We start from the raw sequence: 25484 nt of genomic DNA on the forward strand, positions 1-25484 counted from the left end.
TGAGCAACGCGGGGCGTTGTCAGTGGGGGGTGCGACCATCGCGGCATGTGCGCCGACAGCTCGACCACCGCTTACTGGGACGCCGCCGCAGCGGACTTCGACGACGAGCCGGATCATGGGCTGCGGGATCCGGCCGTGCGGGAGGCGTGGGCCGCGCGGTTGTCGGGGTGGCTGCCCGGGCGGGCCGGGGATGTGCTCGATCTCGGATGTGGCACGGGGAGCCTCGCGCTGCTCGCGGCCGAGCGGGGGCACCGGGTGACGGGGATCGATCGCTCGCCGCGGATGGTCGAGCTGGCGCGGGCGAAGCTGGCCGGGACGGGGGCCACCGTGCTGGTCGGGGACGCGGCGGAGCCGCCCGTGGGAGAGGGGAGCTTCGATGTCGTCCTGGTCCGGCATCTGCTGTGGATGCTGCCGGACCGGGAGGCGGTGCTGCGCCGCCTGGTCCGGCTGCTGCGGCCGGGTGGGCGGCTGGTGCTGATCGAGGGGCGGTGGGGCGAGTCCGATCCCGTCGGGCTGCCCGCCGCCGAGCTGTCCGCGCTGGTCGGGCCGCTGACGGAGCGGCTGTCGGTCGAGCAGCTCGCGCCGGATGCGGCGCTGTGGGGGCGGGCCGTGCACGACGAGCGGTATGCCCTGGTGGCCGACCTGGCACCGGCCCGGCGCCATACCGAGATCGTGGACGTCCATCTGATCCTGCGTCGCGGGGATGAGGTCCTGCTCGCCCGCCGTGCCAACACCGGCTATGCGGATGGGCTGCTGCACGCCCCGTCCGGGCATGTCGAGGACGGCGAGGACGTCCGCACCGCGATGCTCCGCGAGACGGCCGAGGAGATCGGCCTCACCCTGGGCCCGGACGCGGTGCGGGCGGTCCTCGTGCTCCAGCACAAGGCGCCCACGGGGGCGGCCCGTACGGGGTGGTTCTTCGAGGCGGAGCTGGGGGAGGGCGGGCAGGAGCCCGTCAATCGGGAGCCGGAGAAGTGCTCCGAGCTCGGCTGGTTCCCGCTGGACGCGCTGCCGGACGACATGGTGGCGTACTGCCGCGCGGGCCTCGAGGCGTATCGCGCGGGCCACCGCTTCGCCGTCCACTGGCATGAGCCGGACGACCCGATCGCGTATGCCCCGCAGGGTCCCGGCCGGCTGACCCCGCTCTGACGATCAGAGGTTACGGGACGCTGTCCCGTTTAGTTAGACTCGGCGGCGAAGGGAAGGGTGCGGTGAACGACAACGATCGAGACGCGGGGCGCGCGGCCCGGCCCAAGCGGGCGGACGCGCGGCGCAATGAGCAGGCCCTGCTCGAAGCGGCCGCGGCGGTCTTCGTCGCCTCGGGCGTGGAAGCGCCGATACGCGATATCGCGGCCAAGGCCGGGGTCGGCACGGCCACGATCTACCGTCACTTCCCGACGCGGGCGGATCTGATCGTCGCCGTCTACCGGCACCAGGTCGAGGCCCTCGCCGAGGCCGGTCCGGCCCTGCGCGCGACCAGCGAGACTCCGCACGCCGCCCTGGGGCGCTGGATCGATCTCTTTGTCGACTTCCTGGTCACCAAGCACGGGCTCGCGGCCGTGCTCCAGTCCGACGACCCCTGCTTCGACCCCCTGCACTCCTACTTCCTCGACCGGCTCCTGCCCGTATGCACCCAGCTCCTGGACGCCGCGGTCGCCGCGGGCGAGATCCGCACCGGCCAGGACGCCTACGAGCTGATGCGCGGCGTCGGCAGCCTCTGCGCCGGGGCCGGCGCCGACCCCCGCTACAACACACGCCATCTGGTCGAGCTGCTCATCGCGGGACTGCGCCGACCGCACTGACCATCGGCGATCAGCCATAAGGTCATCGGCCATAAGGTCATCGGCGATCGGCCATCGGCCGGGCAGTGCCCGCCCTGGCACACAATGGGGGCCACAAACCACCCCGCCCACGCCCCAGGAGCCCCAACGTGGCCTTGCAGATCACCGTCGACCAGGACGCGGCGACCGCCCCCTTCGAGCAGATCCGTGCGCAGATCGCCGAGCTGGCCCGCTCCGGCGCGCTTCCCGTGGGCTACAAACTGCCGACCGTACGCGGCTTCGCCGAGGAGCTGGGGCTGGCGGCGAACACCGTCGCCAAGGCGTACCGGGCGCTGGAGGCGGACGGTGTGATCGAGACCCGTGGCCGCCACGGCACCTTCATCGCGGCGGCGGGCGACGCGGCCCGGCGCCAGGCCGCCGAGGCCGCCCAGACCTATGTCCAGCGGGCACGCCGCCTGGGTCTGGACCGCGCCGCCGCCCTCGCCGCCGTCGAGGACGCCCTGCGCGCCGCCTACGGAGACCCCACTGCGAGTTCCGCCGCCGGCTCCGCCTGACATGCTGTCCCCCATGACCAGCCGCAAAGCCCTCGTCCGACGCCCCAGCCCCCGCCTCGCCGAGGGGCTTGTCACCCATATCGACCGCACGCCGGTCGACGCCGCGCTGGCGCTGCGGCAGTGGGAGGTCTATGTCGTGGCGCTGCGTGCGCACGGCTGGGAGACGGTGGAGCTGCCGCCGCTGGACGACTGCCCGGACGGGGTGTTCGTGGAGGACACCATGGTCGTCCACCGGAACGTCGCGGTGATCGCCCGCCCCGGAGCCGAGTCCCGCAGGCCCGAGACGGCGACGACCGAGGAGGCCGTGACCGGGCTCGGCTGCTCGCTGAACCGGATCCGCGAGCCGGGCACGCTGGAGGGCGGCGACGTCCTGAAGATCGGCGACACCGTCTACGTGGGACGCGGCGGACGCACCAACGGCGAGGGTATCCGCCAGTTGCGCGCCGCGCTGGAGCCGCTGGGCACACGGGTGGTGGCCGTACCGGTCAGCAAGGTGCTCCACCTCAAGTCGGCGGTCACCGCGCTGCCGGACGGCACCGTCATCGGCTATCCGCCGCTGGTCGACGACCCCGACGCGTTCGACCGCTTCCTCCCCGTCCCCGAGGAGTCCGGCGCCCATGTGGTGCTGCTCGGCGGCGGCAAGCTGCTGATGGCTCGGAGCGCGCCGCGCAGTGCCGAGCTGTTCGCCGACCTCGGCTATGAACCGGTGCCGGTGGACATCAGCGAGTTCGAGAAGCTGGAGGGCTGTGTGACCTGCCTGTCGGTGCGGCTGCGGGAGCTTTACGCCTGACCTGGGAGCCGGGACCCGGGGGCCCGGCTCTCAGGCCCCGGTTCACAGATAGAGCCCCGCGTTCGCGTCCCCCGGCTGCGAGGGCACGGCAGGCGGCCGGGTGCCGCGCCGCAGCGCGTACAGCTCCGCGAGCGTCGCCCCGTCCCGTCCGATCACACCGTCCCGGTCGTCCACCTCCCCGCCGAGCCAGCCGACCGCCTCCGTCCGGGTCAGCTTGCCGACCTCGATCCGGGCCAGACACCGGCCGGGGCGGACCACCGCCGGATGGAGCCGCTCCAGGTCCTCGTTGGTGGTCACCCCGACCAGCACATTGCGCCCCTGGCCGAGCAGACCGTCCGTCAGGTTCAGCAGCCGGGACAGCGCCTGGCCCGCGGTGTGCTTGGCCTCGCCGCGGATCAGCTCGTCGCAGTCCTCCAGGAGCAGCAGCCGCCAGCGGCCCTTGGCCGTGCCGTCGTCCTCGCCGATGGCGATGTCCATCAGATAGCCGACGTCGGTGAAGAGCCGCTCCGGGTCCAGGACACAGTCCACCTGGCACCACTCCCGCCAGGACCGGGCCAGCGTGCGCAGCGCCGAGGTCTTGCCGGTGCCGGGCGGGCCGTGCAGCAGCAGGAGGCGGCCGGCGATGTCGTCCGGGGTGACCTTCATCAGCCCGTCCATGGCCTCCGCGACCGGCGCCGTGTAGTTGCCGCGGATCTCCTCCCAGGTCCCGGCCGAGATCTGCCGCGAGGTGCGATGCGGTCCGCGGCGCGGCGAGACGTACCAAAAGCCCATCGACACGTTCTCCGGCTGGGGTTCCGGCTCGTCCTCCGCGCCGTCGACTGCCTGGTGGAGCACCTTCTCGGCCAGGGCGTCGTCCACGGCGGTCACGGTCACATCGGCCCCTCGGTTCCACCGGGAGATCAGCAGGGTCCAGCCGTCGCCCTCGGCGAGCGTCGCGCTGCGGTCGTCGTCGCAGGCCGCGCGCAGCACGGTCGCGGACGGCGGCAGCAGCGTCACGCCCGACCGCACCCGGTCGACGGAGTGACTGCGGGCGTACGGCTGCTCGCCGGTCGCGAAGCGCCCCAGGAAGAGCGCGTCGACGACATCGGACGGCGAATCGCTGTCGTCAACGTTGAGCCGGATGGGAAGGGACTCTTCGGCGGGTGTCGTAGGCAGGGTCTGCCTCCTGAGAACGGGGGGGCCGGTGCGTCGGTCAGCGCACCCGGCCCCATGATCCAGGACCGGGGGCGAGGGCGCACCAAGGTTTGTGGCCGTTTACCGAGCTGTTCCACGGAACCCCACTGGAATGGGGGCGTTCATGGATACTCTTACCCGTTGCGGGGCGTCAGGGAAGAGAACGGGGCGGGTTGCCCAGGTTATGGCAAATGAGGCGCCGGCGGACCGGCGCTCTGCTCGGCGTCGGCATGGTCACGCCGGCGCTGCCGGCGGCCACCTGTTCCGGCGGGCCCGGCGCGGGCGAGGGGCGGAACGGATCGGAGCCGGCGCGCGGGAAGACCGGCGCCGCGCGGGACCGGCACCGCGCCCGTGCTCACCCTGTGCTGTGCGCCCGACTGGATGAAGGGCGGCGGCCGTGAGCTGCCCATGATGACGCTGCTCGGCCGGTTCGCCCGGGAGTTCCCGCCCGGCACCGCCTTCCGTTCTGTGGACATCGCCGCCGACGGCCGGCCCAACGTCCAGGTGCTCGCCGACGATGACGCGGTGCTGGTCGTCAACTCCCTCGACCGGCCGATCGAGGCGAAGGTCGACGGCCGGTCGTTCGGGATGGGCGGATACGAGGTGCGCTGGCTCAAGCGGTGAGCCGGTGCCGGACGAGGGCGTGGCCACCGTGCGCCTCGGTGGCCACGCCCTCGTCACGCCATGGTGCTCGCTACGCCATCGTCACAAAGCGCTGCGCCAGCGCCGCCACCACCACGACCAGCAGCCGCAGCGCGAGCATCGCCTGCGCCACCAGCAGATCCAGCGCGAGCGCGCCCGCCACCGCCGGCACCGGGCGGAGCAGCGCGTCCAGTCCGCGCAGTGCGCTGCCGATGGCCAGCGCGGGCGCGGCGAGCAGGAAGAACAGCGTGAACGGTGCCCGCAGCGGTGAGTGGATGTCGGTCAGCGCGAGTGCCGCCCCGATGCCCGCGATGCCGACCGCGGCCCCCGCGATCACCGGCAGCCAGTCCCCACCCGCCGGTCTCTTGTCAGTGATGGTATGCATTGGCGTTCTTTGCCCCCCAAAGCGCCGGATGCCGGGCCTCGATGTCGCGCAGTCGCCAGATGCCGTCAAGGCGGAGAAAGCGTGCGAACGGTCCACCCGCGGGCGCCGGGTTGAGTGCCCATCAGTGCTGGTCGCGCCCTATGCGCCGGTCGTGCGCCGGAGGAGTTGGGGTGGGGCGTGGTGACTCATCCGCATTCCATCCGGCCTATGGACGTCATTCCGTCCGGCCTGGGGACGTATCGGCCCGGTACCGAAAGATTTTTGCCAACTACCCGCATAGATCGGCCGTTTGCGCGGGATGACATAGCCATGTCACACCGCTGAAACGATCCCTGGCGGCGTGGCTGACGGTTTCGAACGCGATTGCCCTTTACCGGGTCATCGCGCCTCATATCGGCACAGCAGTGATCCTGCTAGGGAGATCGAATGAAACTGTCCAGACTCACGGCGACGATGGGTGCGTTCGTCGTCGGTGCCGTCCTCGCCCTCACCGGGGCCGGCGCAGCCCATGCCACCGAGAACAGTGCGGGCCCCGCCTATGTGGCGCTGGGCGACTCCTACTCATCCGGCCTCGGCTCGGGCAGCTACGACAGCGCCAGCGGTAGCTGTAAGCGCAGCAGCAAGGCGTACCCCGCGCTCTGGGCCGCCGCGCACGCCCCCTCGAGCTTCAACTTCACCGCCTGCTCCGGCGCCAAGACCGGCGATGTGCTGAACAATCAGCTCGGCCCGCTGGGCTCCGGCACCGGTCTCGTCTCCATCTCCATCGGCGGCAATGACGCCGGCTTCGCCGACATCATGACCACCTGTGTGCTCCAGTCCGAGTCCACCTGCGTCAACGCGGTCAACAGCGCCAAGACGTTCGTCCAGAACACCCTGCCCGGCAAGCTGGACCAGGTCTACAACGCCATCAGCGCCAAGGCCCCCTCGGCGCATGTCGTCGTCCTCGGCTACCCGCGGTTCTACAAGCTGGGCGGCTCCTGCATCGTGGGCCTCACCGAGACCGAGCGCGCCGCGATCAACAGCGGTGCCGATCTGCTCAACTCCGTCACCGCCAAGCGCGCCGCCGACCACGGCTTCAGCTTCGGCGACGTCACCACGACCTTCGCCGGACATGAGATCTGCTCCGGCAACGCCTGGCTGAACAGCGTCACCTTCCCCATCGACGAGTCCTACCACCCCACCCCCGCCGGCCAGTCCGGTGGCTACCTCCCGGTCTTCAGCTCGGCCGCCTGACCGTCGCCCGCCACCACACGCACAGGAGGAGGCCCCGGCCGTCGGGGCCTCCTCGCGGGCCGTGGTCACCGGGCGACCCGGGCCGGATCCACCTCAGCCGAGCGTGGTCGCCGCCCCCCTCAGCACCAGTCCACACCCGAGCGCGAGTACGACGGCGGCAGTTCCGACGGGCGAGGCCCGGCGCACCGCCCCCAGCAGCCGGTCGATCCGGCCCCCCGACGCCTTACGGGCCGCCAGCCGCTCCGTGGCCCGCACGCCCAGCCGCACCGCGGCGAACCCGGCCAGCGTGAGCGTCAGCGCCAGCCCGAGCCCGTACGCCACCACCAGGACGAAGCCGAACCACGCCTGGCCCAGCGCGGCCGCGCCGACGAGCACGATGACGGCGGAGGGACTGGGCACCATGCCCCCGGCGAAGCCGAGCAGCAGCGTGCCGCGCAGAGTGGGCCGCACCTCATGGGTGTGGGTGTGACCGTCGCCGTGGTCGTGCGAATGCGTGTGACCGTGTGCATGGTCGTGTGCGTGGTCGTGGTCGTGGTCGTGCGTGTGGTCATGACCGTGCTCGTGGCCGTGGTGATGGGCGCGCGCCTGCCGGTGGCGGCGCAGTGCCTTGCGGAGCAGCCCCGCCCCGGCCACCGCCACCAGCACACCGCTCGCGATGCCCAGCCATGAGATCACCGATGGGGCCGCCGCCGACCCCGCCGTGACCAGCAGCCCCAGCGCGAACACCCCCAAGGTGTGCGTAACCGTCACCGACGCGCCCAGCGCCAGCACATCGCGCAGCGCGCCGCGCCCGCCCGCCGCGGCCGCCGCCGCCATCATCGTCTTGCCGTGGCCGGGGGCCAGGGCGTGCATCGCCCCCAGCAGTACGGCGGTGGCGAAGGCCGTAAGGGCGAAGCCGAGGGTGATGTCATGGCGCGCCACCATGGAGGTGAGCGCCTGCGTCCAGCGGTCCACACCGCGCGGCAGCACCGACGAGCCGATCGCGTCGTCCCGGACGGACTCCGCCGTGGCGGCGAGCGCGGGCCCGCCCGCTGTGACGCGCAGCGCGGCCGACCGCTGATCGGGCGGCGAGGAGAGCTGCCCCGCCGGATAGCGGGTCAGCCGGTGGGAGGCGGAGGTCTTGGGGACGTCGGCGTCGGTGAGTGTCATACGGTCGCCCTGCGCGGTCACCTCCCGCCAGCCGGGGCCCGTACCGATGTCCTGTGGGCGGTACGCGACGGCCGTCCGTTCGCCGTGCCCCAGCGCGGACGTCAGCCCGCACTCCACCCGCAGGGTCGGCAGCCCGGCCTGGCCGGGGCGCCGGCGGGCCCGGGCGTGCCCGTCGCGTACGGGCACCCGGCGCCCGTCCACGGTCAGCCGCGCCCCCTCCGCCGCCCTCGCGCACCGCCGGGCCGCCCATGCGTCCAACTCCCGCCCGGACAGGGCGTCGTCGCCGTCACGGTCGATCTCCGGCTTCGCCTGCGCGGAGGGGATCTCGGCGAGGTCCTCGACATGGTCGACCCGCAGCGTCCCGGGGGTGACCACCAGCCCGTCGTAACGGTTGACGGTGAAGTTGCCGAGCGGATGCGCCTCCGCGCTCCCGGTGGGCAGCACCACCAGCGCGACGGCCGCCATCAGCACACCGGCGGCCGTCAGCCGCCAACGGGTGCGCCGCCTCGGGGGCGTGCCCCGGGTTTCCCCCGCGAAGGTTCGGGGGCGGGCGGCGGCTCGGGACGGGGCGGGGTGCGCAAGGGTCATCGGGCACCCCCCAGCGCCTTCAGCGCGGCCTTCGCCGCCCGCGCGCCGGTCGGGGAGAAGCCCGGGTTGAGGTCGAGCGCGGCCTTCAGGTGGCGGCGCGCCGACGTGTCGTCGCCGAGGGACTTCTCGATGACGCCCCGGTGGTAGAGGAACGCCGCGTTGCGATAGCCGGGCCCGGCGGCGCGCTCGGCGTACTCCAGGGCCCTCTCGTCCTCGCCGTCGCGGTGCAGGGCCCAGGCCAGCGCGTCCGCCGTATGCACGGTCCGCCGCCGGGCCCATTCGGCGCGGGCCGCCTTCAGCGCCTCCTTCACCTCGCCGTGGTCGGCCGCCACCAGCGCGCTGTCCAGGTCGGTCGCCACACCGTTGGCCCGCGCGAGCGTGATCCAGGTGCCGACCACCGAGTACTGCCGCCGCGCCAGGGAGCGGTCGCCCCGCGCCTCGTACGCCTCGCCCAGCGCCGCCAGCTCCGCGGGCAGCGGATAACGCCGTACGACCGCCGCCAGATCGCGGATCCCCGCCTTCTGGCGGCCGTCCGCGACCGAGGTGCGGCCGCGGCCCTCCAGCGCCGGGAGATAGCCGGGCACGGCGCGCAGCGCGGTGGCGTACGCGCGCCGCGCGGTGTCGTACTCGCCCTGGTTCCAGGCGAGTTGGCCGAGCGCCGTCGAGACGTAGGCGATATCGCTGGGCGAGGTCGCGCAGTCCTGTGCGCGCAGCAGCACCCGGCGCGCCCCGGCCGGGTCGCCGCGCAGTTCGAGGACGTAGCCGAGGCGGGTGAAGACGGGGATGCCGGGGCGCAGCGAGTCGGCCTTCCTGGCGGCCTGGTACGCGTCCTGGTAGCGGCCCAGCTCGACGAGGGCGTCCACCCGGACGGCCAGCGCCCCCTGGCTGTAGGAGTTCACCTTCAGGGCCTGGTCGGCGTCGCGCAGCGCGCCCCGGAAGTCATGGCGGGCGGCGGCGAGCGAGGCGCGCCCGGCGAGCGCCACGTCGTTGTCGCGCGGCTGGAGGGACAGGGACCGGGCGAACGCCCTCTCGGCCTGCGGATAGCGGGTGGGGTCGCCGCTGGTCCTGGCCTGCTCGACATAGGCCGCGCCGAGACCGGCCCAGCTTTCCGCGTCCTTCGGCTCGCCGCGCAGATGGGTCTGCATGGCGCCGATCTGCCGGGCCAGGCCGTCGCCGCTGAGCTGCTCGTACCGCGCGGCGGCCGGGCGCACCCCGCGGGCGGCGTCCTGGCCGCCGCCGGACCCGCCCGGCCCGGCCGAGGCGCCGATCACGACCGAGGTGGCGGTCAGCCCGGCCGCGAGCGCGAACACCACGGCCGCGGTCCTGGCCGTATGGGGAAGGAATGGCCGAAGAGCCATGGTGAAAGCTGCCTTTCGCATGAGCGCCAACGCGCGATGGGACGGAAGGGGTGGTGGGCGTGGGCGCGGCCGCCGCGCGGGTGTCGGCGGGGCGGCGCCCGGTGATACGGGCCCGAGGGCGCCCGTGGTTCAGTGCCGGCGCATGCGGGAGCCCGCCGGCGCGACCGCATCCAGAGGAATCCGAGGCCCAGCAGCAGCACGGCCCCGCCACCGGCCGCCGCGGACCCGGCCAGCACCATGTTGTCGTCGGAGGAGGAGCCGATGCCCGAACCGCCGTTCAGCAGCGACTGCCCGGCGCTCTTCTGGACCGCCTTGGCGTCCGAGCCGGAGCTGGGCAGTGCCAGATACGGGAAGGAGCCGCCGAACTTCTGGTCGTTCGCGTCCACCGCGTCGCCCAGGTCGTTCTTCTTGCCGAGCAGCTCGCCCTCCATGGCCTGGAGCGCGATGTCCAGGACGTCGTCGGAGAGCCTGCGGCCGTTGGGGAAGCCCGCGTTGTCACCGTCCAGGACGCCCAGCCGCTTGGGGCTGCCCGTGGGCGGGATGGAGGTGTTGAGCCGTAGCTCCTCGGCGGGGCGGACGTTCGGCGGCTGGTTGAGCCCCGGCACCCCGGTGAGGAACGCCTGCACCAGGTCGTCGCGCGGGGTGTCCGGGGCCTTGATCTTGTAGATCTGCTCCACCAGCTTGGGGAGTTCGGGTTCCTGGACGAACTTCAGGAACTGCCCGTCGTCCCACGGCGCGGAGGCGTTGAACTTGTCCTTGTCCTTGCGCGGGATGACCACCTCGTTGACCAGCGGGCTGCCGAGCCGGGAGACCTGCGTCCAGTCGCCGTCGGCGGTCTGGCGGTGGGTGGTGGCCCATACGCCGATCACGGGCTGGTCCTTGGACTCGGTCAGCGCCGACGTCGGGACCTGGAGGGACATCGACTGGACGTTGTAGCCCTTGAGGGTGTCATTGCCGACCTCGGACATGTCGCCGCCGTACAGCAGGTCGAAGACGCGCAGATCGAGGAAGAACGGGTCGTCGGCCTGGCCCGCGAAGGCGGTCGAGCCCCCGCTGTAGCCGATCTTCCGCACCGCCTGATCGCGGAGCTTCTGGTAGTCGGGCATGGACGCCTTGCCGACGTTCGAGGGGGCGACCGGCAGATCGCTGCCGAGCCTGGCACGGGCGACGGCCTTCTGATGCTTGAGCTTGATGACTTCGAGGTCGTATGTCTGGGTGAAGTTGAGGGTCGCGTCCTCGAGCGAGTTGACCGGGCCGGTGTTGTAGAGGAACGTGTCGCCGTTCTTGAGGTGGTCCTTGAAGGTCCACCGGAACAGCAGATCGCCCTGGCCGTCGCCGTTGTTGTCGACATGCAGGTCGTAGCGGGCGTCATGGGCGAACTTGTAGAAGTTGGGGCCGCCCGCCGGGTCCTGGAACGGCAGCACATTGACGACCATGGTGGTCGTGTCCGGCTTGTCCGGGCTGACGAACGCGTAGACGTCCGTGGCGTCGTACTGCGGCTGACCGGAGATCAGCGGCGCCTCGCGGTGGCTCGAAGCCTGCGCCGTCCCGGGCCGAAGTACGGCCACACCGGCGGCCGTGAGCCCGCCGGCGGCCAGTGCGGCGCTCACCAGCACGGCCATGCTCTTGGTGGTTGCGGTCATCCTGTAGGTCCTTCGCACGCTTGTCGGAGCAGTCCTTCAAGCGGCTGTTCGGGCCCGGCGAACGGATGGATTGGTCGGCCCGGGAATTTGTTTGCGGGTGATAGGTATCGTCAACACCCTTGACTCGGTGGTGAATCCGGAACATGGGATGCGTGGGTGACGGCTCGGGGAGGTAGGGTTACTCTGCCCGGGGCGGGTGCCCTCGTACGGGTGGGGAGTGTCATGGAGCAGATAACGGTACGAAGCAGGCCACGAGTGCCTGCGATCAACTGCGGAAGCGGTGCGTCCAGCGCGCGGCTCGAGCGCCACCTCGCGGTGATGGGCGGCCCTGCCGTCCCCCAGCGGGAGGCGGAGGGCGCGACGGTGCTGATGCAGGAGCTGACCGCGCGCGATCACACGCGTGCGAGGAACAACCGGGGTGCGCGGGTGTCGCTGTTCGCGCCGCTGCGCCGGTTGCGCCGCACGTTGTTCGGCAACCACGGCTGACCCGGCCGGCCCGTAGGCGTCTTCGTTCGTCATCCCGGGCAGGCACGGGGGCAACCGGTTCGCTCCAGCCGGTGAGTCCGTGCTGTGATCCACCCCACGCCGATGTTGCCGTGGGATGCCGACGAGAGGCCAGGCCGGCCGTACGGCCATGGACAGTGGGAGGCGCGTCCGGAGACGGGCGCGCCTTTCGTATGTGCGGGCTCAGCGGACTCAGTGGGCTCGGCGGACTCAGTGGGCTCAGTGGGCTCAGAGGAGGGCGAACTGGCCCTCCGGGCCCTCCTCTTGGTGGTCCAGTACGGACGCCGGGCGCCGGGCCGCTCCGGGCACCGGCAGCACCCCCGCCGCCCGCAGCTCCGCCGCGTCGATCAGCGCGCCGTCCGCCAGCCGGTCGGTGAGGGCCCGTAGCTCCGGGCGCAGCTCGGCGAGCAGCGCCAGCACGGTGATCAGCTCCAGCAGCTCCGAGGTCCACGCGGGCGGCCAGCCCGCCGGGCCGATCGCCTCCAGCGTGCCCGGCTCCCGCGCGGCGGTGCGCTGCTCGAACCACGTCTCCAGCACCCGCACCCCGCCCGCCTGGAACTCCCATGCCGCCCGTGGCACCGGCGAGATACGGCCCGCGCCCAGCAGCAGGGCCGCCTCGTCCGGGTCGTAGTCCAGGGAGTCCGGCAGCCCGCTCGACGCAAGCGCGGCACGAACGTAGGGGCGCTGGCCACCTGGCATACGCGGGCGTTCACCACTGTGCGCCCCGCGCGTATGGAGCCACAGCGCACGGCGGCCCAGCTCCACGCCCGACTCCCACGCCTCGGGGTCGGCGGTCAGAGGTACGGCGCATGGGGCTCCGCGCGCCGTGGCCGCCGTCCACGCCAGGAAGTCCTCGGCGGTCACCGGGCGGCCGAGCCGCGTGGTGAGGTGGTCCAGCAGCCCCGGAGCGAGATTGGGCTCCTGGCCGCCGGGGCGGCGGTAGAGCGGACGGATACGGCCGGGGCGGCCCGCGGGGGAGTGGCCGTCCGGCAGCAGCGCGGAGAAGCCGAGCACCGGGTCCGGGTCCGGTCCGGCGGCCTCGATGACATGGATCTGGCGGTCGTCCGCCACTCGCCACAGCTCGGGGCGGGCGGCGTCGAGCAGGCGGTGATCCGGTATCAGCCAGAGCTGGTCGAAGGGGCCGTGTGCGATCCGCACCGGTTCGGGGCACGGGCCGTCCTCGCGGGCCAGGCGGGCGGTGGAGGTGGGCTGGCCGGGCAACTGGGGTACGGAGCTGTGCAGCGTGCGGGCGCGGGTCGGCCGGAACAGGGCGGCCCGCGCGGGCTCGTCCTCGGCCCCCGTCAGCCGTTCCCATCGGGCTTGGAGCGAGGTGGCGTCCGGTGCCATGACCCATGCCCGCCCGAGCCGTAGCGGTCCTACGGCCCAGGGCATCAGATCCCGTAGCGGCGGTGCCTCACGTTCTCCCACGGTCGGCATGCTATCGATCCCGGCCCGGTGCTTCAGGGGTCCGCCTGCCGGGACGGCGCATCCGGGGGCGGGCGGGGTGGGCGCGGGCACGGGCGGTCACGGCACCTGGGGCGGTGCGGGCCGGTACCGGGTGTCCGGCGGATTTTTCCCCTCCCCGCCCCTTCCCACACCCGGGGCCCGGCCCCGGACCCCGGGGGGGGGGGGGGGGGGGGCGCGGGCACGGGCGGTCACGGCACCTGGGGCGGTGCGGGCCGGTACCGGGTGTCCGGCGGATTTTTCCCCTCCCCGCCCCTTCCCACAACCGGGGCCCGGCCCCGGACCCCGCCGGGGCTCTGCCCCTGGACCCCGCTCCTCAATCGCCGGAGGGGCTGGTTTCGGCTCCGCCGCGTGGGACCAGCCACGGCGGTGCCGCAGTCGGCCGACGACGCATCGCGACACTCCCAGCGGAGCGCTTAGTCGGCCTCGACCGTGACCGAGAAGGAGAAGCGGTCGCCCCGGTAGTGGATGCGGGCCACGTCGACCACGCGGCCGCTTTCGTCATAGGTCACGCCCGTGTAGTGCAGGATCGGGCTGAGCAGTGGGACATGCAGCAGGCGGGAGGTTTCGGGGTCGGCCAGGCGGGCCTCCACCGTGTCCGTGATGCGGCTGATCCGTACCCCCACCGCGTCCCGCAGCACCTTCGTCATCGGCCACCGGGCGAGGTCCGCGAGGTCGATGCGGTCGGCCAGTTCGGGGTGGACCAGGTTCTCCGCCCAGTTGGTGGGCTCGCCGCTGTGGCCGTCGCGGCGCAGCCGCCGGTAGGCGGTGGTCTCGTCCAGGCCGGGGAAGTACTCCGCCAGCTCCGCCGGCACCGGCGCCGGGCCATGTTCCAGCACCGTGGTCCGCTCACCCGACTGCTGGGCCACGATCGCGTCCACCGACCCCAGCAGCCGCACCGGCGCGGCGCGCCGCGCGCTCGGCTCGATGAAGGTGCCGCGGCGGCGGTGGCGGCTGATGAGCCCCTCGGTCTCCAGCTCCTTGAGCGCCTGCCGCATGGTGAGCACGCTGACCCCGTAGTGCTCGGCGAGCCGGTCCTCGGTCGGCAGCCGGAGCGGATCGTGCGGGGCCCGCCCGAGTATCGAGGCCCGCAGCGACTGCGAGACCTGGTACCAGAGCGGCAGCTTGCGGTTGAGGGCGAGGGAGTCGGGGGCGAAGGTGGTCACGCGGTCTCCGGTCAAGAGTCACGGCAGCGGCCGCACGGGCACCGTCCAACGGCGTCATAGGCGTCAACGGCGTCAACGGCGGCGGTCAGGGGCGGAAATGGCGTTCCAGACCCTGCCATACGTCGTCATAGCGCCCCTGGAGATGGTCCGCCTCCAGCGCCTGCCGGGTGGCCGTGACCGGCCAGCGGGTCTCGAACATGAAGGCCAGCCCGTCGTCCAGCCGGTGCGGCGCCAGCTCGGCCGCGCTCGCCCGTTCGAAGGTCTCATGGTCCGGGCCGTGCGCGGACATCATGTTGTGCAGCGAGCCACCGCCCGGTACGAAGCCCCCCGTGCCGCCGGTCTTCGCGTCGTACGCGCCCTCGATCAGCCCCATGTACTCGCTCATCACATTGCGGTGGAAGTACGGCGGCCGGAAGGTGTCCTCCCCGACCAGCCAGCGCGGGGCGAAGACCACGAAGTCCACGCCCGCGAGCCCGGGGGTGTCGGAGGGCGAGGTGAGCACCGTGAAGATGGACGGGTCCGGGTGGTCGTAGCTGATGGTGCCGAGCACATTGAACCGGCGCAGGTCGTACACGTACGGCACATGGTTGCCGTGCCAGGCGACCACATCCAGCGGCGAGTGGTCGTAACGGGCGGCCCACAGATTGCCGCAGAACTTGTTGACCACCTCCACCGGGCGCTCCACGTCCTCGTACGCGGCGACCGGGGCGAGGAAGTCGCGGGGGTTCGCCAGCCCGTTGGCGCCGATCGGGCCGAGCTCGGGCAGGGTGAAGGGGCGGCCGTAGTTCTCGCACACATAGCCGCGCACGGACGGCTCCAGCGGCTCCACCCGGAACCGCACCCCGCGCGGGATCAGCGCCACATGCCCCGGCTCGGCACGCAGCAGGCCGAACTCGGTGCGCAGCAGCAGCCCGCCCCGCTCGGGGACGATCAGCAGCTCGCCGTCAGCGTCGCTGAACACCCGGTCGGTCATGGGCGCGTTGGCGGCGTAGAGGTGGATGGCCATTCCCGCGCGCTGGGTGGCGTCGCCGTTGCCGCCCAGCGTCCACAGCCCGCTGAGGAAGTCGGTGCCCTCCGGCGGCTCCGGCAGCGGATCCCAGCGCAGCCGGTTCGGGTCGGGCACGGCCTCGGTGAACGGCGCGCCGCGCAGCGCGCCGCCCGCGATCCGGGTGAACGGCGGATGCGCGGCGGACGGCCGGATGCGGTACAGCCAGGAGCGCCGGTTGGTGGCGCGCGGCTCGGTGAAGGCGGTGCCGCTGAGCTGCTCCGCGTAGAGCCCGAGTGGTGCGCGCTGGGGGGAGTTGTGGCCGATGGGCAGTGCGCCGGGCACGGCCTCGCTGCTGTGTTCGTTGCCGAAACCGGAGGCGTACTCCAGCCCTTCGGCCGTTTTCCGCGCCTGCTCGATCCCCTGCTCGATGCCCGTGCCATCGCCCATCGCGCGCTCCCACCGCTCCGCCGCACCGCTGGATTCCTCTGTCATACGATAGGAATCGAAACCCGGGTGAGTCAATGATCGGGCAGGATGGGGGCGTGCCCATACCGCCCCTCCGCCGTCAGCCGGTCCAGCGCCGCAGCACCGAGCGCCTCGGCCGGATCCTCGACGCCTGTGCCGAGCTGCTCGACGAGATCAGCTACGAAGAGCTGAGCACCCGGGCCGTCGCCGAGCGCGCCAATGTCCCCATCGGCTCGGTCTACCGCTTCTTCTCCAACAAGCGGGCGATGGCCGAGGCGCTGGCCCACCGCAATCTGGACGAGTACGCGGCGCGGATCACCCGGCGGCTGGCCGCCTCGGATTCCGGGCCGGACAGCGGGCCGGGGTCCGGGCCGGACGGGGGCGGCGGCTGGCGGGAGGCGATGGACGTCGTCGTCGACGAGTATCTGGCGATGAAGCGCGGGGCGCCCGGGTTCGCGCTCATCGAGTTCGGGAATCCGGTCCCGGCCACCGCGCGGCCGCAGCGGCCCAACCATCTGGTCGCCGACCGGCTGCGGATGCTGCTCACCGACCGGCTCGCGAGCGGCGGCCCCGGCGGGACCGGTGACAACGGCGGGGACGAGGCGGCCGACGAGCGGCTGCGGGTGGCCTTCCTGGTCGCGGTCGAGACGGCGGACGCGCTGCTGCGGCTGGCGTTCCGGGTGGACCCGGAGGGCGATCCGGCGATCGTGGCGGAGACGAAGGAGCTGCTGCGCGCCTATCTGGCCCGGGTCCTGGACTGACCCGGGGCTTCATAGGGGCTTCCCGCCCATCGGTACTTCCCGCCCATCGGCACTTCCCGTCCACAGGGACCCGCTCCTCGGAGCACTTCCCGTCGACACCTCCCCGACATGCCTACCAGTCGGTATGGTGACCGGGTCCGGCGCGTCATCGCGGCCTCGCCGCCGTCCCTGGGAGAGACCGATGAGCACTGCCCTGCGTATCTGCCCGCTCTGCGAGGCCACCTGCGGGCTGACCCTCACCATCGACGAGGGGAGGGTGACCGGGGCGCGCGGCGATCGCGAGGACGTCTTCAGCCGCGGCTTCATCTGCCCCAAGGGCGCCGCGATCGGCGAGCTCGACGCCGACCCCGACCGGTTGCGGCGCCCCCTCGTACGCCGCGCCGGGCGTCTTGAGGAGGCCAGTTGGGACGAGGCGTTCGCCGCCGTACGGGAGGGGCTGGCCCCGCTGCTGGGCGAGCACGGACCGCAGTCCGTGGGGGTGGTGCTCGGCAATCCCAATGTGCACACCGTGGCCGGAGGGCTCTATCCGCAACTGCTGCTCGGCGCGCTGCGCACCCGTAACGTCTTCAGCGCCAGCACCCTGGACCAGATGCCCAAGCATGTCTCCAGCGGGCTGCTGTACGGCGACGCCAACGCCATTCCGGTGCCCGATCTGGACCGTACGGACCATCTGCTGATGCTCGGCGCCAACCCGCTGGACTCGAACGGCAGTCTGTGCACCGCCCCCGACTTCCCCGGGCGGCTGCGGGCGCTGCGGCTGCGCGGCGGGCGGCTGGTGGTGGTCGACCCCCGGCGCACCCGGACCGCCAAGCTGGCCGACCGCCATGTGGCGATCCGGCCCGGCACCGACGCCCTGCTGCTCTTCGCCATGGTGCAGGTGCTGTTCGCCGAGGACCTGGTGGCCCCGGGCCCGCTCGCCGAGCATCTCAGCGGGCTGGCGGAGGTGCGGCGGCTGGCCCAGGACTTCCCGCCGGAGGCGGTGGCCGAGGCGTGCGAGGTGCCCGCCGAGGAGATCCGCACCCTCGCCCGTGAACTGGCCGCCGCGCCCAAGGGCGTGGTGTACGGGCGGATCGGCTCCACCACCGTCGAGTTCGGCACCCTCACGAGCTGGCTGGTCGATGTGGTCAACGCGCTCATCGGACAGCTCGACCGGCCCGGCGGCATGATGTTCCCGCTCGCCGCCACGGGCCGGCGGGAGCGCCCGGCGCGGCCCGGGAAGGGTTTCGCGCTCGGCCGCTGGCACAGTCGGGTCAGCGGATATCCCGAGGCCAAGGGTGAACTGCCGGCCGTCGCGCTCGCCGAGGAGATCGAGACTCCGGGCGAGGGGCGGATACGGGCGGTGCTGGCGCTCGCGGCCAACCCCGTGCTCTCCGCACCGGACGGCGACCGCCTCGACCGGGCGCTGGCCGGGCTCGACTTCATGGTCAGCGTCGATCCGTATCTCAACGAGACCTCGCGCCACGCCCATGTGGTGCTGCCCCCGCCGCCGCCCAGCCGCAGCCCCCACTTCGACTACGCCTTCAACAGCCTGGCCGTGCGGAACCAGGTCCGCTACACCCGCCCGGTGATCCCGCTGGAGGCGGACCGGCTGAGCGAGAGCGCCATCCTGGCGCGGCTGGTGCTGTGCGCGAGCGGGCACGGTGGCGACGATCCGGCGGTGGTGGACGCGATGGCGATCGAGGGCACCCTCGGCAAGGAGGTCGCCGACCCGGCGTCCCCGGTGTACGGACGCGAGCCCGCCGACCTGGCCGCGCGGCTGACCGGTGTGGACGGCCCCGAGCGCCGGCTGGACATGATGCTGCGGCTGGGCCCGTACGGCGACGGGTTCGGCGCCGACCCCGACGGGCTGAGCCTGGAGAAGCTGCTCGCCCATCCGCACGGCATCGACCTCGGCCCGCTGCGCCCGCGCGTCCCCGGGCTGCTGAAGACCCGTAGCGGCACGGTCGAGCTGTGCCCGGAGCCGCTGGCCGCCGATGTGGAGCGGCTGCGCCGGTCGTCGGCCGACCGGCCCTCGGGGCTGCTGCTGGTCGGCCGCCGCCATCTGCGTTCCAACAACAGTTGGATGCACAACGTCCCGGCCCTGATGGGCGGCACCAACCGCTGCACGCTCCAGATGCACCCCGAGGACGCCGTCCGGCTCGGTCTGGCCGACGGCGGCCTGGCCCGGGTCAAGGGCGACGGCGGGGAGCTGGAGGTGCCGGTCGAGGTGACGGACACGGTACGGGCCGGAGTGGTGAGCCTGCCGCACGGCTGGGGCCACGCCCGTACCGGCGTCCGGCTGTCCGTGGCCGGGGCCGGCCCGGGGGTCAATGTCAACCAGCTCTTCGACGGCTCACGGCTGGATCCGCTCTCGGGTACGGCGGTGCTCAATGGCCACCCGGTGCACGTTTCGCCCTCGCTACAGCACTGACCTGGGGTTTTGCGCTTATTGCTCGCGCGTCAAGACCTTGTTAACGGAAAGTTGCCGCACCTAACGTCGCCTCGACCGCCAATTCTGGGGGAGTTCAAAGGCGAACGTGAGGTAGCCAAACCATGCTGACCATTCTCGGCTTCGTCATGATCGCGACATTCCTTGTCCTGATCATGATGAAGAAGATGTCCCCGATGGGCGCCCTGGTGCTCATCCCCGCGCTGTTCTGTGTGCTTGTCGGGAAGGGGGCGCACCTCGGGGACTATGTCCTCAAGGGCGTCGGCGATCTGGCACCCACGGCCGCCATGCTGATGTTCGCCATCATCTACTTCGGGGTGATGATCGACGTCGGCCTCTTCGATCCGATAGTCCGGATCATCCTGCGGTTCTGCAAGGCCGACCCGATGCGGGTGGTGGTCGGCACCGCGATCCTCGCGGCGATCGTCTCGCTCGACGGCGACGGCTCCACCACCTTCATGATCACCGTGTCGGCGATGGTGCCGCTCTACCGGCGGCTGAAGATGAGCCTGGTGGTGATGACCGGTGTCGCGGCCATGGCCAACGGCGTGATGAACACGCTGCCCTGGGGCGGCCCCACCGCCCGCGCCGCCGCCGCGCTCAAGGTCGACGCCAGCGACATCTTCGTGCCGATGATCCCGGCCCTCGCGGCCGGTCTGCTCTTCGTGATCGCCCTCTCCTACGGCCTCGGTCTGCGGGAGCGCAAGCGCCTGGGCGTGCTGACGCTGGACGAGGTCACCGCGGGCGATCCCGAGCAGGTGCTGGTCGGCGCGGGCTCCGGCGGCAAGGGGGCCAAGGGCGGCAAGGGCGGCAGGGCCGCGCTGACCGGCGGCGGCGCGGGCTCCGGCACCGACGCGAAGGCCCCGTCCCCGAGCGGCTCCGGCAGCTCGGACGCCTCCGGCGCGGACGACGACGAGTTCAAGGGCCTCGACCCGAACCGCGCCACCCTGCGCCCCAAGCTCTACTGGTTCAACGCCGCCCTGACCATCGCTCTCCTCGCCCTGATGGTGACGGAGACCATGCCGATACCGGTCCTCTTCCTGCTCGCCGCGGCCATCGCGCTCACCGTCAACTTCCCGCATATGAACGACCAGAAGGCCCGGGTCGCCGCACACGCCGAGAACGTCGTCAACGTCTCCGGAATGGTCTTCGCCGCGGCCGTCTTCACCGGCGTCCTCACCGGCACCGGCATGGTCGAGCACATGGCCCGCTGGCTGGTCGACGGAGTCCCCGAGGGCATGGGCCCGCAGATGGGCATCGTCACCGGTGTGCTGTCCATCCCGCTCACCTACTTCATGTCCAACGACGGCTTCTACTTCGGCATCGTGCCGATCCTCGCCGAGGCCGGGGCCGCGCACGGGGTCTCCACGCTGGAGATCGCCCGCGCCTCGCTGGTCGGACAGGCCCTGCACATGTCCAGCCCGCTGGTCCCCGCGGTCTATGTGCTCGTCGGCATGGCCAAGGTCGAATTCGGCGACCACACCCGGTTCACCGTGAAATGGGCGGTGCTCACCTCCCTGGTGGTGCTGGCCGCCGGTGTTCTCTTCGGCATCATCTGATCCGTGAAGAGTCCAGAGCCCGGTAGGGGCTGGTTGCTGCGCCTGGTCATCGCCTTCTCGTTCACCCAGGGGGCGGTGAGCATGGCGCGGCCCGCCGTCTCCTACCGGGCCCTCGCGCTCGGTGCCGACGCCCGCGCGGTCGGTGTGATCGCCGGTATCTACGCCCTGCTGCCGCTGTTCGCCGCCGTACCGCTGGGGCGGCGCACCGACCACGGCCGGTGCGCCCCGCTGCTGCCCATCGGGGTCGCCCTCATCGCCACCGGCTGCGCGTTCAGCGGCACGGCCGGATCGCTGCCCGCGATGGCCGCGTGGAGCGGGGTGATGGGGCTCGGCCATCTGTCGTTCGTCATCGGCGCCCAGTCCATCGTGGCCCGCCAGAGCGCCCCCGACGAACAGGACCGCAACTTCGGCCACTTCACCATCGGCGCCTCGCTCGGCCAGCTCATCGGGCCCATCGCGGCCGGTCTGGTGGTCTCCGAACAGGACGGGGCGATGGCCCGCACCAGCGCCGTCGCGCTGTTCGTCGCCGCCGCCCTCGCGGCGTTCTCCTGCACCTCGCTGTGGCGCATCGAGCGCCGCCCGGACCGTACGGCGGCGGCGCCCGCCAAGGAGGCCCCGGCCCGGAAGGTCTCCGTACGGTCCATCCTGACCACCCGCGGGGTCGCCTCCGGCATGTTCATCAGCCTCGCCGTGCTCTCCGCCACCGACATCCTCACCGCCTATCTGCCGGTCGTCGGCGAACAGCGCGGTATCTCGCCCGCGGTCGTCGGGGTGCTGCTCAGCCTGCGCGCCGCCGCCACCGTGGCCTGCCGGCTCGCCATGACCCCGATGATCCGGCTGATGGGCCGCACCGTGCTGATGGCAGTGAGCTGTCTGGGCGCCGCGCTGCTGTGCGCGGGCATCGCCCTGCCGGTGCCCGCCTGGGCGCTCGGGCTGCTGCTGGCCGGGCTCGGCTTCTGCCTCGGCGTCGGACAGCCGCTGTCGATGACGACCGTCGTCCAGGCCGCCCCGGAGGGGGCGCGCAGCACGGCCCTCGCGCTGCGGCTGACCGGCAACCGGCTGGGCCAGGTCGCAGCCCCCGCCTCCGCCGGTGTGCTCGCGGGGCTCGCGGGCACGGCCGCCCCCTTCGTCATGCTGGGCGGGCTGCTCCTGATATCGGCGGGCATAGCCGTCCGGCCGCTGCGCGGGCGCCCGGCCGCGGATCCCGGCGAGACCCGGCCCGCGCCCAGGAAGCGGCGCACGGAAGGCACTTCGGCCTCGCGGGGAGCGGGGCACCCGCCCCGGTGAGACGGCGGTGAGCCGCCTCAGTGGCGCTCGCCGTCGACCATGCCCAGCCACCGCTCACAGGCGTCCCCGAACGGCTCGGCGCGCCCGCCGACCGCGTCCATCAGCCACCGACTCGCCGCCTTGGCCTCCGCGATGACGTCCGCCGGATAGCCGTACCGCACCTGGTGCTCGGCGAACTCGTCCTCGTCGTCCAGCAGGGTCCTGCCGTCCCGCTTGCGGATGACATCGAGGTCCAGGTCCACCATCGTGACCTCGTGGGAGGAGACCCACCGCGGCGGCGTGGCGATATCGCAGTAGATCTCGGTGTCCCGGGGCGGGGCGTTGAAGGTCGCGGTCCACCACGCCTCGCGCGGGAAGAGGATCACATGCGCGCATTCGAGCGGCACCATCGGGCCGTATCCCTTGCGTGTGACCGTCCCGCCGGGCAGCCCCAGCCAGATGCCGTGGTCGTCCTCGCCCAGCCTGCGCATCCGCAGGTTCCAGTGCAAAGTGCCGTCGTACTTGGTGTAGTTCACGGATACGAGATCGGCCATGAGCCGATCCTAAGCGGTAGCGGGGGGCGTGTCCCAGGCGGTGGCGGGAGGACCGTGTCCCAGGCGGTGGCGGGAGGGGCGTGGCGGCCCGGCTGACAGACTGGCCTCATGACAGAGCTGGACGGGGAACCGGCGGGAATCCGCGAGCTGACCGCGCTGGCCATGATCAACTACGGCCACTTCACCACCATGCGGGTGGCGGACGGCCGGGTGCGGGGGCTGTCGCTCCATCTGGACCGGCTGGTACGGGACAGCGGGGTGCTCTTCGGCACCGCACCGGACCGGGACCGGATCCGCGAACTGGCCCGGCGTGCCGTCGCGGAGGCCACCGGGCCGCTCACCGTCCGGGTCACGGTGTACGACCCCGACCTCGGGCTGGAGCGGCCCGGGGCCGAGGCCCGGCCGCGGATCCTGGTCACCACCCGCCCGGCCGCCGCCCCTTCCCCGCCACCGCTGAGCGTGCGCACCGCACCGCACCGCCGCGATCTGCCGGAGGTCAAACACGTCGGGCTGTTCGGGCTGTTGCGGCTGCGCCGCCTCGCCCAGCTCGACGGCTATGACGATGTGCTGCTGACGGACGAGCGGGGCGCGGTGTCCGAGGGCGCGACCTGGAACGTGGGGTTCTTCGACGGCCACCGCCTGCTGTGGCCGGAGGCCGGGTGCCTGCCCGGCGTCACCCAGGAACTGCTCCGCCGCGGCCACGCCGGACCGCAGCACACCGAGCCGATCGGCCGTGACCGGTTCGGCGGGCTGGAGGCGGCCTTCGCCCTCAACGCGGGGGTGGGGGTGCGGGCGATCCGGTCGATCGACGGGGTGGAGTTCGACCCCGGCCATCCGGTCCTGGACGTGCTGCGCGAGGAGTACGCGGCCACCGCCGCCGAACCGCTGTGAGGCCCACGGCAGGAGCGGGTCCGCCGCCGTGGTCGGCGCCCGCTCGCCGTCGGTGGCCGCCGATGTCACCGGCGCGAAGATCCGCCGGACGGGCCTAAGCGCTTGCTCACTCTCCGTGTAGGGTGTCCGCCATGGACGCGGAGCCGAAGAACAGCGGGGGCGGGATCGAGCCCTGGGGCGACATCACCCCCGACGCCGCCCGGCGGCTGGTGGGCGCCGCCGTGCACGCCTTCGCGGAGCGCGGCTACCACGCCACCACCACCCGGGACATCGCCGGCCGCGCCGGAATGAGCCCGGCCGCCCTCTATATCCACTACAAGACCAAGGAAGAGCTGCTCTACCAGATCAGCAAGGTCGGCCATGAGCGGGCCCTGGAGATCGTGGAGCGGGCCCGGGACAGCGCGGGCACCCCCGCCGAGCGGCTGGCCCGGGCGGTCCGCGCCTTCGTCCGCTGGCACGCCGAGCACCATATGACCGCGCGGGTGGTGCAGTACGAGCTGGGCGCGCTCGCCGAGGAGCACCACGCCGAGGTCATCGCCGTCCGCAAGGCCACGGACGGGGCGGTGCGCTCGATCATCGAGGACGGGGTGAAGGCGGGCGCCTTCGACGTCCCGGATGTCCGCGGCACCACGGTCGCGGTGCTGTCCCTGTGCATCGACGTCGCCCGCTGGTTCAACGCCGCCGGGCGCAGCACCCCCGACGAGGTCGGCGACCTCTACGCGGGGCTGGTGCTGCGCATGGTGGGGGCCGACGGCCCTCGTCAGGTGCCGTAGCCGTCAGCGTCGTAGCCGTCAGTTGTCGTAGCCGTCAGGCGTAGTAGCGCACGACGCACTCCGCCACGCACACCGGCTTGGTCCCGCCCTCCCGCTCGAGGGTGACCGCCAGCGTCATCTGGAGCCCGTCCTTGACCTCGGCCACCTCCACGATCCGGCCGGTGGCGCGCAGCCGGGAGCCGACCGGGACGGGGGAGGGGAAGCGGACCTTGTTCACGCCGTAGTTGATGCCCATCCGCACGCCCTCGACCCGCAGCAGTTGCGGGGTGAACGACGGCAGCAGGGACAGCGTCAGATAGCCGTGCGCGATCGTGGTGCCGAACGGACCGGCCGCGGCCTTCTCCGGGTCCACATGGATCCACTGGTGGTCGCCGGTCGCGTCGGCGAACAGATCGATGCGCTTCTGGTCGATCTCCAGCCAGTCACTGGGGCCGAGTTCCTCGCCGACCGCGGACCGCAGTTCATCGGGCGAGGTGAAGATCCTGGGCTCTGCCATGCGTGCCTCCCGGGCAACCACTCACTAAGCGACTGCTCAGCATGGTTGGCCGACCGGGATCCTGTCAACGCGCGCCGCGCCCCCGTACGCGGGCTTCGCGCCGACGCGGCCACCGGCGGACGTCAGCGTTCGCCGGTTCCTCGTCAGGGGGTCTTCGCGCGCTCGCCGGCCACCCGGTGCGGTGACCGCGGCGAGCGCGCTCCCGGCCAGGGGCGGCCGGGCGCCATATGGTGGCGCGTCATACGGTGGCGTAGCGGCCCAGCCGGACCGTGCCCCGGGACGCCGCCAGGGCCTCGGTGGTCAGCAGCGGCAGCGGCACCACGATGCCGCAGTCCGCGCAGACCGGCCCGGCCGATGGATAGCGGTCCAGGTCCTCGCGCCAGACCAGGCCCCGTTGTGCGCATACGGGGCAGGCCGACCCCGGTCCCGACTCCATCGCGGCGATCAGCCGTCGCAGTACGTCCGCGAGGCGGTCGCCGGGATGGGTCGAGGGGCTCTCGCAGGGAATGATGTCGCATCCGCCCCAGGTGTTCAGATGCCAGTCGTCGACGGTGCTCGGCTGCCGGATGCCGAGAAGCTTCTCCTGCCTGCGCCGGGCGGCGAAGTCCGCCTCGTACGCGAGCCACAGCGTGCGGGCCTCCTCGAGCTCGTCCAATGCGGTGAGCAGTCGTAGGGGGTCCGGCCTGCGGTCCTCCGGGGGGATCCCGGAGCTGGTGCACAGATGGTGCCAGGTCGCCCGGTGCCCGTACGGCGCGAACCGTTCAAGGCATTTGCGCAGCGATGTGCGCCGAGCAGTGATGTGTCTGCGTGGATTGCGAACTTCTCGTGCCAGTGCTCTGAAACCGGCCACTTCATACCACCTCCGCGAGTGCG

The 25484-nt window shown here is 72.5% G+C and carries 24 protein-coding genes; 13 read left to right on the plus strand and 11 right to left on the minus strand.

Annotation, left to right across the window (positions count from 1 at the left end):
• Positions 1 to 45: 45 nt before the first annotated feature.
• The 4 genes from KN815_RS03955 (at position 46) to ddaH (ending at position 3125) form a co-directional block, all read left to right on the plus strand.
• Positions 46 to 1149 carry a methyltransferase domain-containing protein gene (locus KN815_RS03955; RefSeq protein ID WP_216340206.1) on the plus strand — a complete coding sequence of 368 codons (1104 nt, stop codon included), beginning with the start codon at positions 46 to 48 and terminating at the stop codon, positions 1147 to 1149.
• 62 nt (positions 1150 to 1211) lie between these two features.
• Complete coding sequence (locus KN815_RS03960; protein WP_216340208.1) at positions 1212 to 1802, plus strand: TetR/AcrR family transcriptional regulator; 591 nt, start codon at positions 1212 to 1214, stop codon at positions 1800 to 1802.
• Between the two features lie 128 nt (positions 1803 to 1930).
• Positions 1931 to 2335, plus strand: a complete 405-nt coding sequence (locus KN815_RS03965) for a GntR family transcriptional regulator (protein WP_216340210.1) — start codon at positions 1931 to 1933, stop codon at positions 2333 to 2335.
• 13 nt (positions 2336 to 2348) lie between these two features.
• Complete coding sequence (ddaH, locus tag KN815_RS03970) at positions 2349 to 3125, plus strand: dimethylargininase (RefSeq protein ID WP_216340212.1); 777 nt, start codon at positions 2349 to 2351, stop codon at positions 3123 to 3125.
• Between the two features lie 42 nt (positions 3126 to 3167).
• Here the strand turns inward: ddaH and KN815_RS03975 are convergent, their stop codons facing one another.
• Entirely contained in the window at positions 3168 to 4280 is a 1113-nt protein-coding gene (locus tag KN815_RS03975) for a DUF5925 domain-containing protein (protein ID WP_216340258.1), read from the minus strand.
• Positions 4281 to 4649: 369 nt separating this feature from the next.
• Between KN815_RS03975 and KN815_RS03980 the strand changes: the two genes are divergently transcribed.
• On the plus strand, positions 4650 to 4922 hold the full coding sequence (locus tag KN815_RS03980; protein WP_372458246.1) for a hypothetical protein: 273 nt from the start codon (positions 4650 to 4652) through the stop codon (positions 4920 to 4922).
• Positions 4923 to 4992: 70 nt separating this feature from the next.
• Here the strand turns inward: KN815_RS03980 and KN815_RS03985 are convergent, their stop codons facing one another.
• Entirely contained in the window at positions 4993 to 5325 is a 333-nt protein-coding gene (locus KN815_RS03985; RefSeq protein WP_216340214.1) for a hypothetical protein, read from the minus strand.
• 426 nt (positions 5326 to 5751) lie between these two features.
• Here KN815_RS03985 and KN815_RS03990 point away from each other — a divergent pair, with 426 nt between their 5' ends.
• Positions 5752 to 6558 (plus strand): SGNH/GDSL hydrolase family protein, encoded by an 807-nt coding sequence (locus KN815_RS03990; RefSeq protein ID WP_216340216.1) that lies wholly within the window; start codon positions 5752 to 5754, stop codon positions 6556 to 6558.
• 93 nt (positions 6559 to 6651) lie between these two features.
• On the opposite strand, the gene KN815_RS03995 is transcribed toward KN815_RS03990, so the two are convergent.
• The 3 genes from KN815_RS03995 to KN815_RS04005 are packed head-to-tail and all read right to left on the minus strand — an operon-like array spanning position 6652 to position 11296.
• Positions 6652 to 8295: a HoxN/HupN/NixA family nickel/cobalt transporter gene (locus tag KN815_RS03995; protein WP_253208740.1), complete on the minus strand. Its 1644-nt coding sequence runs from the start codon at positions 8293 to 8295 to the stop codon at positions 6652 to 6654.
• The gene (locus KN815_RS04000) at positions 8292 to 9608 is read right to left on the minus strand and encodes a tetratricopeptide repeat protein (protein ID WP_216340218.1); all 1317 of its coding nucleotides are present in this window, start codon (positions 9606 to 9608) and stop codon (positions 8292 to 8294) included. The genes KN815_RS03995 and KN815_RS04000 overlap by 4 nt, the downstream gene beginning before the upstream one ends.
• Positions 9581 to 11296 carry a DUF4331 domain-containing protein gene (locus tag KN815_RS04005; RefSeq protein WP_253208741.1) on the minus strand — a complete coding sequence of 572 codons (1716 nt, stop codon included), beginning with the start codon at positions 11294 to 11296 and terminating at the stop codon, positions 9581 to 9583. The genes KN815_RS04000 and KN815_RS04005 overlap by 28 nt, the downstream gene beginning before the upstream one ends.
• A gap of 222 nt (positions 11297 to 11518) precedes the next feature.
• Between KN815_RS04005 and KN815_RS04010 the strand changes: the two genes are divergently transcribed.
• Positions 11519 to 11782, plus strand: coding sequence for a hypothetical protein (locus tag KN815_RS04010; protein WP_216340220.1), 264 nt, complete (start codon positions 11519 to 11521; stop codon positions 11780 to 11782).
• Between the two features lie 246 nt (positions 11783 to 12028).
• Here the strand turns inward: KN815_RS04010 and KN815_RS04015 are convergent, their stop codons facing one another.
• From KN815_RS04015 to hmgA, 3 genes are all read right to left on the minus strand, one after another.
• A complete protein-coding gene (locus KN815_RS04015; RefSeq protein ID WP_216340221.1) occupies positions 12029 to 13237 on the minus strand; it encodes a type ISP restriction/modification enzyme in 1209 nt (402 codons plus the stop codon).
• A 443-nt stretch (positions 13238 to 13680) separates the two neighbouring features.
• Positions 13681 to 14430, minus strand: coding sequence for a GntR family transcriptional regulator (locus KN815_RS04020; protein ID WP_216340222.1), 750 nt, complete (start codon positions 14428 to 14430; stop codon positions 13681 to 13683).
• An 85-nt stretch (positions 14431 to 14515) separates the two neighbouring features.
• On the minus strand, positions 14516 to 15865 hold the full coding sequence (gene hmgA, locus KN815_RS04025) for a homogentisate 1,2-dioxygenase (protein WP_216340262.1): 1350 nt from the start codon (positions 15863 to 15865) through the stop codon (positions 14516 to 14518).
• A gap of 74 nt (positions 15866 to 15939) precedes the next feature.
• Here hmgA and KN815_RS04030 point away from each other — a divergent pair, with 74 nt between their 5' ends.
• From KN815_RS04030 to KN815_RS04045, 4 genes are all read left to right on the plus strand, one after another.
• Positions 15940 to 16644: a TetR/AcrR family transcriptional regulator gene (locus KN815_RS04030; RefSeq protein WP_216340224.1), complete on the plus strand. Its 705-nt coding sequence runs from the start codon at positions 15940 to 15942 to the stop codon at positions 16642 to 16644.
• 181 nt (positions 16645 to 16825) lie between these two features.
• The gene (locus KN815_RS04035; protein WP_216340226.1) at positions 16826 to 19054 is read left to right on the plus strand and encodes a molybdopterin oxidoreductase family protein; all 2229 of its coding nucleotides are present in this window, start codon (positions 16826 to 16828) and stop codon (positions 19052 to 19054) included.
• A gap of 122 nt (positions 19055 to 19176) precedes the next feature.
• Positions 19177 to 20631 (plus strand): CitMHS family transporter, encoded by a 1455-nt coding sequence (locus KN815_RS04040; protein WP_216340228.1) that lies wholly within the window; start codon positions 19177 to 19179, stop codon positions 20629 to 20631.
• 3 nt (positions 20632 to 20634) lie between these two features.
• Positions 20635 to 21918 carry an MFS transporter gene (locus tag KN815_RS04045; RefSeq protein ID WP_216340230.1) on the plus strand — a complete coding sequence of 428 codons (1284 nt, stop codon included), beginning with the start codon at positions 20635 to 20637 and terminating at the stop codon, positions 21916 to 21918.
• 17 nt (positions 21919 to 21935) lie between these two features.
• On the opposite strand, the gene KN815_RS04050 is transcribed toward KN815_RS04045, so the two are convergent.
• Positions 21936 to 22451: a DUF402 domain-containing protein gene (locus KN815_RS04050; protein ID WP_216340233.1), complete on the minus strand. Its 516-nt coding sequence runs from the start codon at positions 22449 to 22451 to the stop codon at positions 21936 to 21938.
• 108 nt (positions 22452 to 22559) lie between these two features.
• Between KN815_RS04050 and KN815_RS04055 the strand changes: the two genes are divergently transcribed.
• Together KN815_RS04055 and KN815_RS04060 are read left to right on the plus strand one after the other, a co-directional pair.
• The gene (locus KN815_RS04055; RefSeq protein WP_216340235.1) at positions 22560 to 23342 is read left to right on the plus strand and encodes an aminotransferase class IV; all 783 of its coding nucleotides are present in this window, start codon (positions 22560 to 22562) and stop codon (positions 23340 to 23342) included.
• 131 nt (positions 23343 to 23473) lie between these two features.
• A complete protein-coding gene (locus tag KN815_RS04060) occupies positions 23474 to 24115 on the plus strand; it encodes a TetR/AcrR family transcriptional regulator (RefSeq protein WP_216340237.1) in 642 nt (213 codons plus the stop codon).
• A 34-nt stretch (positions 24116 to 24149) separates the two neighbouring features.
• On the opposite strand, the gene KN815_RS04065 is transcribed toward KN815_RS04060, so the two are convergent.
• Positions 24150 to 24611 carry a MaoC family dehydratase gene (locus KN815_RS04065; protein WP_216340238.1) on the minus strand — a complete coding sequence of 154 codons (462 nt, stop codon included), beginning with the start codon at positions 24609 to 24611 and terminating at the stop codon, positions 24150 to 24152.
• Between the two features lie 238 nt (positions 24612 to 24849).
• Positions 24850 to 25461 carry a hypothetical protein gene (locus KN815_RS04070; protein WP_216340240.1) on the minus strand — a complete coding sequence of 204 codons (612 nt, stop codon included), beginning with the start codon at positions 25459 to 25461 and terminating at the stop codon, positions 24850 to 24852.
• Between the last annotated feature and the right edge of the window lie 23 nt (positions 25462 to 25484).

It is taken from the genome of Streptomyces niphimycinicus (assembly GCF_018883605.1).
Classification (GTDB): domain Bacteria; phylum Actinomycetota; class Actinomycetes; order Streptomycetales; family Streptomycetaceae; genus Streptomyces; species Streptomyces niphimycinicus.

Bases quoted from the DNA above. Each gene is read 5' to 3' on its own strand.
- KN815_RS04010 (WP_216340220.1), top strand. From the start codon at position 11,519: ATGGAGCAGATAACGGTACGAAGCAGGCCACGAGTGCCTGCGATCAAC.
- KN815_RS04050 (WP_216340233.1), bottom strand. From the start codon at position 22,451: ATGGCCGATCTCGTATCCGTGAACTACACCAAGTACGACGGCACTTTG.
- KN815_RS03955 (WP_216340206.1), top strand. From the start codon at position 46: ATGTGCGCCGACAGCTCGACCACCGCTTACTGGGACGCCGCCGCAGCG.
- KN815_RS03985 (WP_216340214.1), bottom strand. From the start codon at position 5,325: ATGCATACCATCACTGACAAGAGACCGGCGGGTGGGGACTGGCTGCCG.
- KN815_RS04040 (WP_216340228.1), top strand. From the start codon at position 19,177: ATGCTGACCATTCTCGGCTTCGTCATGATCGCGACATTCCTTGTCCTG.
- KN815_RS04030 (WP_216340224.1), top strand. From the start codon at position 15,940: ATGATCGGGCAGGATGGGGGCGTGCCCATACCGCCCCTCCGCCGTCAG.
- KN815_RS04005 (WP_253208741.1), bottom strand. From the start codon at position 11,296: ATGACCGCAACCACCAAGAGCATGGCCGTGCTGGTGAGCGCCGCACTG.
- KN815_RS04055 (WP_216340235.1), top strand. From the start codon at position 22,560: ATGACAGAGCTGGACGGGGAACCGGCGGGAATCCGCGAGCTGACCGCG.
- ddaH (WP_216340212.1), top strand. From the start codon at position 2,349: ATGACCAGCCGCAAAGCCCTCGTCCGACGCCCCAGCCCCCGCCTCGCC.
- KN815_RS03995 (WP_253208740.1), bottom strand. From the start codon at position 8,295: ATGACCCTTGCGCACCCCGCCCCGTCCCGAGCCGCCGCCCGCCCCCGA.
- KN815_RS04065 (WP_216340238.1), bottom strand. From the start codon at position 24,611: ATGGCAGAGCCCAGGATCTTCACCTCGCCCGATGAACTGCGGTCCGCG.
- KN815_RS03990 (WP_216340216.1), top strand. From the start codon at position 5,752: ATGAAACTGTCCAGACTCACGGCGACGATGGGTGCGTTCGTCGTCGGT.
- hmgA (WP_216340262.1), bottom strand. From the start codon at position 15,865: ATGGGCGATGGCACGGGCATCGAGCAGGGGATCGAGCAGGCGCGGAAA.
- KN815_RS04035 (WP_216340226.1), top strand. From the start codon at position 16,826: ATGAGCACTGCCCTGCGTATCTGCCCGCTCTGCGAGGCCACCTGCGGG.
- KN815_RS04060 (WP_216340237.1), top strand. From the start codon at position 23,474: ATGGACGCGGAGCCGAAGAACAGCGGGGGCGGGATCGAGCCCTGGGGC.
- KN815_RS04015 (WP_216340221.1), bottom strand. From the start codon at position 13,237: ATGCCGACCGTGGGAGAACGTGAGGCACCGCCGCTACGGGATCTGATG.